The 8008-nt window shown below is 70.1% G+C and carries 9 protein-coding genes; 1 reads left to right on the forward strand and 8 read right to left on the reverse strand.

The features are described from left to right. From DK459_RS06300 to DK459_RS06335, 8 genes are all read right to left on the reverse strand, one after another. On the reverse strand, positions 1-453 hold a 453-nt coding region (locus tag DK459_RS06300; protein ID WP_370445587.1), incomplete at its 3' end, for a response regulator transcription factor. A gap of 1 nt (position 454) precedes the next feature. Beyond that, on the reverse strand, positions 455-1657 hold the full coding sequence (locus tag DK459_RS06305; protein WP_006387447.1) for an ATP-binding protein: 1203 nt from the start codon (positions 1655-1657) through the stop codon (positions 455-457). Between the two features lie 183 nt (positions 1658-1840). Next, positions 1841-2218 (reverse strand): DUF4148 domain-containing protein, encoded by a 378-nt coding sequence (locus tag DK459_RS06310; protein ID WP_006387448.1) that lies wholly within the window; start codon positions 2216-2218, stop codon positions 1841-1843. A 264-nt stretch (positions 2219-2482) separates the two neighbouring features. After that, on the reverse strand, positions 2483-2974 hold the full coding sequence (locus DK459_RS06315) for a copper chaperone PCu(A)C (RefSeq protein WP_006387449.1): 492 nt from the start codon (positions 2972-2974) through the stop codon (positions 2483-2485). 28 nt (positions 2975-3002) lie between these two features. Then, positions 3003-3620 carry an SCO family protein gene (locus DK459_RS06320; protein ID WP_006387450.1) on the reverse strand — a complete coding sequence of 206 codons (618 nt, stop codon included), beginning with the start codon at positions 3618-3620 and terminating at the stop codon, positions 3003-3005. A gap of 59 nt (positions 3621-3679) precedes the next feature. Further along, the gene (locus tag DK459_RS06325; protein ID WP_227740044.1) at positions 3680-4075 is read right to left on the reverse strand and encodes a DUF2946 family protein; all 396 of its coding nucleotides are present in this window, start codon (positions 4073-4075) and stop codon (positions 3680-3682) included. Between the two features lie 71 nt (positions 4076-4146). After that, positions 4147-5664, reverse strand: coding sequence for an acyl-CoA-binding protein (locus DK459_RS06330; RefSeq protein WP_006386697.1), 1518 nt, complete (start codon positions 5662-5664; stop codon positions 4147-4149). Next, the gene (locus DK459_RS06335; protein WP_049053349.1) at positions 5654-6943 is read right to left on the reverse strand and encodes an MASE1 domain-containing protein; all 1290 of its coding nucleotides are present in this window, start codon (positions 6941-6943) and stop codon (positions 5654-5656) included. The genes DK459_RS06330 and DK459_RS06335 overlap by 11 nt, the downstream gene beginning before the upstream one ends. 246 nt (positions 6944-7189) lie before the next feature. Between DK459_RS06335 and DK459_RS06340 the strand changes: the two genes are divergently transcribed. Next, positions 7190-7900, forward strand: a complete 711-nt coding sequence (locus tag DK459_RS06340; RefSeq protein WP_035182616.1) for a peptidoglycan DD-metalloendopeptidase family protein — start codon at positions 7190-7192, stop codon at positions 7898-7900. Positions 7901-8008: the final 108 nt, after the last annotated feature.

Below are 8008 nucleotides of genomic sequence, written 5' to 3' on the forward strand. Positions count from 1 at the left end.
GCCGCCGGTCTCGTGCAGCGCCTGGTGGATGTGTTCCCATTCTAGGCGGTGCAACGGCGTCATGGTGGTTTCGATCGTAACCGTTTCCGGCTTCACCAGGCCCAGGGTGCGCAGGATCATCGGGGCGGTGGCGGGCTTGGGCAGGTAGTCGTCGGCGCCGCGCTTGATGGCCTCGACCGCGGTGGCCACGCTGGCGTAGCCGGTGACCAGCAGGATGCGCATGTCGGCGCGCAGGGCGCGCAGGGGACGGATCAGGGTCAGGCCGGAGTCCTCGCCCAGGCGCAGGTCGACCAGCGCGAAGGCGGGGCGGATCTCTTCGGCCACGCGCAGCGCTTCGGCGATGCCGGTGGCGGTTCGGGTCTCGAGGCCGCGGCGCGACAGGCTGCGCTGCAGGGTGCGCACGTAGAGCTCGTCGTCGTCGATCAGCAGGCCGAGGTCGGTGGGATTCAACATATCAGGTCCCGGGGCTACCGAGGGGTAAATAAAAACGGATGCGGGTGCCGCCGCCATCGGCGGCCGTCATGGTCATTTCGCCGCCCATCTGCTCGACGGTGGCGTGCGACAGGGCCAGGCCGACGCCAAGCCCTCCCGGTTTGCCGCTGTTGAACAGGCTGGTGGCCGGCAGCAGCGTCTGGTCGGGGTCGAAGCCACGGCCGTAGTCGCGCACTTCGCCACGCAGGGCGCCGTAGCCGTATTCCAGGTGCAGGTCCACGCGCGGCTCGCTGGCGGCTTCGCCGGCGTCGGCCGCGTTGTTCAGCAGCGCCTGCAGCAGGTGGGCGATGGCCGGATCGACCCGCAGGCTGGCCGGCAGGGTGCCCGAGCGTTGCAGGTCGATGGTCGGCCGGATCAGGCGCCATTGCCCCACCACGCGAACCAGGTCCACCGCGGTTGGGACCGCCAGATTGCGGATGCGTTCCCGGCACAGGGCCAGCAGCTGGCTGAGGGTGGCGACATCCTGCTTGAGTTCGGGCTCCTTGACCTCGGCGGCGATCTCGTCGGCCAGCAGGGTCATGGTGGCCAGCGGGGTGTTCAGTTCGTGCGCCATGGCCGCCGCGTGGGTGGCCAGGGCGACAATGCCCTCGTTGCGCGTGAAGCGTTCGCGCAGGCGCGCCAGTTCGCGTTCGCGCGCCCGCAGGTCGGCGGCCAGGCGGGTGGTGAACACCAGCACCACCACCACGGAAATCAGGAAGTTGGCGCCCAGGCCCCACAGCAGCAGGGTGTGGGTGTTGACGTCGCCGCGCAGGGGCTGGCCGAGGATGGCCGCGGCGAAATAGCCGGAGATGCCCGCCAGCGCGGCGGCCAGCGCCCAGTTGCGCGGCAGCGCCAGCGCCGCCAGCGCCGTGAGGATCAGGAACATCATGCCGAACGGATTGCTCAGGCCGCCGCTCCAGCCCACCATCCAGGCCAGCACCGCCATGTCCACCAGCAGGTGGCCGAAGGCGGTGGCGTGCGACAGGTCGCGGCTGTGGCGCAGGCGCAGGCTGGCGTAGACGTTGAAGCCGATCAGCACGCCCACGCCGATCCACAGCGGTTCCAGCGGCAGGGCCAGGCCCAGCACGGCGCTGGCCACCAGGATGGTGGCAGCCTGGCCCGCGATGGCGAGCCAGCGCAGGCTGCAGAGGGTACGCAGGAAGGAAAAGGCGGAACTACCGGGCATATCCAGACACAGGGTTGCCGGTCCATCGCCGGCGGATCAGGCGCCCGGCTGCGCGGAACGCTGGCATCCTGGGCGGCATGGGGCGCCGCGCTGCCGCCGGGCCCCGCGGGGCCGCCGGCGGCGGATGTGTGCTGGCATTGTATGAGGAATCAGCACGGGCCGCAGATCGCGGTGTGTCCCTTATTACTGCATGTCGGACATACCGCTATGGGCCATGGGCATCGGCGGATAGCTTTCCTGGTCGGACGCCATCTGCCCTTGCATTTCGGCGGTCTGGAGTTCCTGTTCGACCTGGGCGCGGCTTTCACCGGGGCCGGTTGAGACGATGGCGGGCGGGTAGTCTTCCTGGCCGAAGGTGTACTGGCCGTCGGCCTTGGCGCGGGCCAGTTCGGAGGATACCTGGTCCGAGGTCTTGGCCGCGGGCGCCGGATAGCTGACACGCCAGTCGCCGTACAGATCGCGCTTGTACTGGGCGGCCGGGGCCTGGGCCTGCTGGGCTTGCACGGTTGCGGCGGCGGTCAGGCCGGCGCAAAGCAACAAGGTGGCTGTCAATGTCTTCATGAAACGCTCCTGGCAATCAAAGCAAACGGCCTGGGGGCAGGCCGCGCCGTCGTCCCCGCTGCGGCTTGGGGACGATTTCCTGGGATGCGGGCGATGCGCGCCGGGAGCGTGGCGCGGCCGCGCGCCCGGTTTTCTTGATTCGACCGGGCGCGGGCCGTGGCGTTGCGGGAAACGCGGGTTGTCTTGCAAACAGCTATTTCAAGCTTGAAATACAGGTGTCAATCCGCTTGCCGTGATGCGATCCCCGTATTTCGCGGCACCGCTTCAGTGCTTGTGATCCCCGGCGGGCGCGGCCGCCGCTGACAGCGGACGGGCCTCGGCCGTCACCGGCACGCGCCGTTGCTTGCCGTCGGCGTCCTGCACCAGCAGCGTCAGGGCCACCGGGTCGCCCACGGAAATCTGCCTGGCCAGGTCGATCAGCATGACGTGGTAGCCGCCCGGCTTGAGTTCCACCGGCTTGCCGGCGGGCAGGTCGATGGCGGGCACCTGGCGCATCTTCATGACGTTGTCCTGCATGGCCATTTCGTGCACTTCGGCGTGCTTGGCGGCGGCGGATTCCACGCCCACCAGGCGGGCCGCGGTCGGCGAGGTCAGGCGCATGAAGACGCCGGTGGCGTGCTGGTTGGGCACCGTGGCGCGCACCCAGGCGTCCTCGACCTTGAGCGTGGCGTCCTGCGCCAGGGCGCCAGGACTGGCCAGCACCAGGGCGCCCAGGGCGAAGGCGGCGGCCAGGGACTTGAAAGCGGTCGGTTTCATCGGGAATTCCTTTGGTTGGTGTGGTGGGTCAGAGCACGGTGCGCAGGTCGGCCGCGCATTCCTCGGCGCTCTGCTGGTGGCGCAGGGCCAGGCGCAACTTGCCCTGGGCGTCGATGATGTAGGTCAGCGCGGTGTGGTCCATGGTGTAGGACGAGCCGGTCGGCACCTTCTGGTAGAACACCTTGAACGACTGCGCGGCGGCGCGGGTCTGTTCGGCGTCGCCGCGCAGGCCGACGAACGCGGGGTCGAAGGCCCGCATGTAGGCCTGCAGGATTTCCGGCGTGTCGCGCTCCGGATCAACGGTGATGAACAGCACCTGCAGCTTGGCGGCGTCGGCGCCGAGCAGGCTCTTTATTTCCAGCGCGCGGGTCAGCGCGGTCGGGCAGATGTCCGGGCACTGGGTGAAGCCGAAGAACAGCATCACGGTCTTGCCGCGATAGTCGGCCAGTTGGCGTTGGCGGCCTTCGGTGTCCTTCAGTTGGAAGTCGCCGGTGGGCATGCTGGACAGGTCCATGCCGTTGATCTTGGGGGCTTCGGGGCCGCAGCCGGCCAGGGGCAGCAGGGCCAGGGCCGACAGCAGCCGGCGCCGGTGACGGTCGGGCGCGGGCGGCGCGCCCAGGAGGGCGCGCGGGGATGGGGAGTGCATGAAAACCTCGTTGCTTGACGGTTCGCGTAGGCGCGGCGGGGCCGCGCGGAAAGGCGGAGTCAGGCCAGGCGAGGCGGGGCGCGCGAGCCCAGGGGCGGCCCTTGGGCCGGCTGCGCGGGCAGCGCGAGCGGGGCCGGCGCGGGGGGCGCGGCCCGGCCGCTGGACAATGCCAGCGGCGAGGTGTGCGAGGCGGGAGCGGGCGCAACGTGCGCCAGCAGCCCGAAGGGGCATTGCGCGCCGGTATCGGCGTTGGAGTGGGCGCCGGAACCCGCGCCGCCCTTGTCATCGGGGGACAGCGCCAGCCGCAGCGTGGAAATATCGCCTGCCGCCGAGCAGAAGGTGACCTCGAGCCGGCCGTCGTGCAGCGCGCGGGCGTCGGGCATGTAGCCCGCGGGCACCACCGCGCGCAGCAGCAAGGCCAGGAACGCCAGCCACAGCACACCGCGGACGCGCAAGGCGCCACGGCTTCGTGGAGGTCGGGTCAAGGCGGGCATGCGCCGATTGTAGGCCCTGTTGCCGGCCAGGATCAGGTATCGGGATCCAGGCGCCGGATCAGGGCGATGTAGCGGCGCCGGGCCTGGTCGGCGGGCAGGCCCGCAAGCAGGCGCCAGGTGGCCAGCTCGATCTGCTCGCGCACGGTGGCGTCGGCGGGATCCTGCGCGGGCGCGTCGCCGTGCCGGGCCTGCCGTTCATAGGCGTGCAGGCGGATGGCGACGCTGGTGGAGGGCGCTTGCGGCAGGGCGCGTAGTTCGATCACGGCGGCCTCGAACGCGTCTTCCAGGTCCTGCGCCGCGATCGCCAGCGTGGCCGGATCCATGGCGTCGCCCTCGGGCTCCAGTCCGCTGGCCACGGCCAGCCGTCGCCACAGGGCGTCGTCGGCGGCCGGGTCGGCGGCCTGCGCGCTTACCTTGACGATGCTGTTGTTGCGCAGGCGCAGGGTATGGGTGGCGGCGCCGCGGCCGGTGGTGGCGCCGTCCCGCACCTGGAAGGTCAGCGGCACCGCGATGGCGCGGCCGGCCAGGGCCGGCTGGCCCACGCTGTCGACGGTGAAGGTGTTGCGCGAATAGTCCATCACCCGCGAGAACAGGTCGATCAGGCCGCCACGGCCACGGTATTCGCCGCTCAGGGGATTGTCGCCGCCTTCCTGCCACACGACGTCGTCGGCGAACAGCGGGAACAACGTTTCGTATTCGCCCGACAGCAACGCCTCGCGGTACTGCGCGAGCAGGCGCTCGACCTCGTCGCCGGTCATCGCGGCGGCGCGGCCCGGACGCGCGGTGTCGGGGCGCTTGTCCATGAATTGCAGGATGTCGGCGGCGACGCGGTCGCGGTCGTTGTCCACGCAGATCATGTGGTAGCTGTTGTCCAGCAGCACCATCCGGCTGTCGGCAATGGCGTCATTCAGGAATCGCGCCGAGCGCACCGAGGTCAGCTCGTCCTCGTGCGCATGGATGATCAGGCTGGGGCAGGTGATGGCGTTCAGTCCGCGCTGCACGAAGCGGCGCAGGCGGTCCACCTCGCGGACACAGGCCAGCGGCACCCAGCGGTAATGGAAATTCTCGCCGCGCTCGAACTTGGCCTTGACGATGGATCGCACCAGTTCGTTCTTGATGCCGTAGGGTTCTTCTTCCTCGACGCGCATGCGCGCGGCCAGGCCAGGGATGCGGTAGACCAGCTTGCGCAGGCCGCGATACCAGGGCGTGCTCCAGCCATCGATGAAGACCGGCGCGGCCAGGCTGACCAGCTTGCCCTTGCGGTGCCCGACGCGCTTGCACAGCTCCACCGCCAGCAGCGCGCCCAGGCACATGCCGACCACGTGCAGCGTGTCGTGGCGTTCGGCCACCTCGCGGTACTTGGCGGTGACGGCGTCGATCCAGTCTTCGGCGCGCACCGGCAGCAGGTCCTCGGGAACCGTGCCGTGCCCGGGCAGCGTCAGCGAGTGGGTCTCGATGCCGGCGCGCTTGAGGATCTTGTGCAGCGACCCCAGGTCGTACTGGGTGCCGCCCAAGCCGTGGATGAGCAGGGCTCCGGTGCTAGTGGACATCTGCCTGCTCGATTTCGCCCAGGCGCCACATGCCGGCGACGACGGCCACGCTGCCGTCGAAATCCTCCAGCGGCGAACCGCGGTCGCTGATCACGCGCCAGCCGCCGCTGGCGTGCGCCATGCGGAACAGCAGCGGCGTGCGGTCGTGGGCGCCGGCGCGGCGCGCGGCCCAGTGCAACGTCAGGCGCGCGCGGTCGTCCGGGTGGGCCAGTGCCAGCAGCGCGTCCAGGTTGGAAATGGCGGCCGCCTGCACGCCCAGGGCGCCCTGCAGGTCCCCGGCCAGTTCGAGCGAGCCGTCGAACGGGTTGTAGCGGTACATCAGCTGATGGCTGCCGGCCAGCGCCAGATCGAAGCGGCCGCGCCAGCGCTCGGCGTTCTCGAGTTCCTGCGCGCGGGCGGCGCGCAGGGTGTTGACCAGCAGGATCAGCAGCGCGGTGACCACCAGGTAGACCTGCGTGGCCAGCAGCACGTGCCAATGGTCGTTGGCTTCCACGAACGGGCCTTCGCCCTGCGCGCTCTGGTACAGCGCCATCAGGGCCAGCGTGATGACGGCCAGGGTGCCGCCTGGCGGACCCCACACCAGCGCGGTCAGCACCGCGAACACCAGCGGCAGGTAGGTCAACTCGAAGGTGACCACGTACGGCAGGTTCTGGATCATGTCGCCGTCGAAGGTCATGAAGGTCGAGGCGATCAGCGCGACGTAGGCGATGGCGCCCAACACCAGGTCGCGCTTGCGCGGCCCCCCCGAGCGGCGCGGGCGGAAATGGGCCCACACGGTCAGGGCCGGCGCGACGATCAGGATGCCGGCCAGGTAGGCCGCGACCCAGGTGCGCAGCCGCAGCCAGCCATGCGCTTCCTGCGTCAGCCACAGCCAGCCGCCGCCCAGCAGCGCCGACAGGCCCGCGCCCGCCAGCGCGCCGGCCAGCAGCGCGGCGACCAGCCCGAGTCCGCCCTCGCGCGGGGCCAGGCGCTGCACCGTCCAGGCCGCCAGCAGGTTGGACAGGCTGGCGGCGATGGCGAACACCAGCGCGGTGGCGGGCTGGCCGCGCGTGAAGCTGGTCAAGACCAGTTGCGCGCAGAAGAAGGCGGCCAGGAGCAGCGGCCAATTGCGGCGCTGCGTCAGCAGATAGGCGCCCACCGCCACGCCCGGCGGCAGCCAGACGAAGACCGCGTGGCTGACCGGATCGTTCAGCAGGCGCGAGAAGACCCCGCACAGCAGGTAGGGGATGGCCCACAGCAGGCAGTACAGGTTTCTTCGGGGCGCTCGTGGTGTTGCCATATCGTTCCTTGCAGACGCGGTGATCCATGGCGAGCGCGGGCTCGCGCCAATCAGCGGGGTTATACAACACGGCCCGGCACCGTCCGCGAAAGTTGCCGGGGGCATACCGCCGTTCGAAAATCTTGGTACCCTTGGACGCAGTCGTGTCCCACTCCGTTCCAGGATTCAGTGCTCTCCTTGCCCGCCCAGACCCTGCCAGCCCCCGATTCCATTGCCGTTTCCGGGTTCGCCCGGGCGCGTCCGCCCCTGCGCGATGTCATCCGCTTCGTCCGGCTGGCGCTGCTGGCCGCGTTGCTGGCATTGCTGGCCGCCTGCGGCACCACGACCAAGGTCCAGCCCGGCTATTACCGGGTGCAGTCGGGCGACACGCTGACGCAGATCGCCCGCAAGCAGGGCACCAGCGTATCCAACCTTGCACGCTGGAACAACCTGTCGAACACCAATGCAATCGAGGTGGGGCAGATGCTTCGGGTGGTGCCGCCGGCGGGGCAGGCCAGCACTTCCGCGCCGTCCAAGTCGCGGCCCAAGGCCTCGGGCGGCTCGCGCGCGGGCGCCTCCAGCATGGGCAAGCGGCGCACCGCGCCGCCGGGGGCGATCTCGCTGGTGTGGCCGGCGCAGGGCAAGGTGACCCGCGGCTACGATGGCTCGGGGTCGAACGGCATCGTCATTTCCAACACCACCGGCACGCCGGTGGTGGCCGCGGCCGCCGGCACCGTCGCCTATTCCGGCAGCGGCCTGCGTGGCTACGGGCATCTGGTGATCGTCAAGCATAGCGCCAGCTTCCTCAGCATCTACGCCCACAACAGCAAACTGCTGGTCAAGGAAGGCCAGCGGGTGAGCCAGGGGCAGAAAATCGCCGAAATGGGCAATAGCGACAGCAAGCAGGTAGGACTGTACTTCGAATTGCGCTACGACGGCCAGGCGGTCGACCCGGCCGGTTCTCTGCCTGGGAAGTAAGGGCCCCCACGCGGCGCGCGCGTAGCGCGCTTGCTGCCCCCCGGGGGGGCTGCCCGGCCTTCGGGCGGCCGGGCGGCCGGGCGGCTAATTTTTTGTGGCGTTGTTGGT

Source organism: Achromobacter sp. RW408 (assembly GCF_003184165.1).
Taxonomy (GTDB): Bacteria; Pseudomonadota; Gammaproteobacteria; order Burkholderiales; family Burkholderiaceae_B; genus Achromobacter; species Achromobacter xylosoxidans.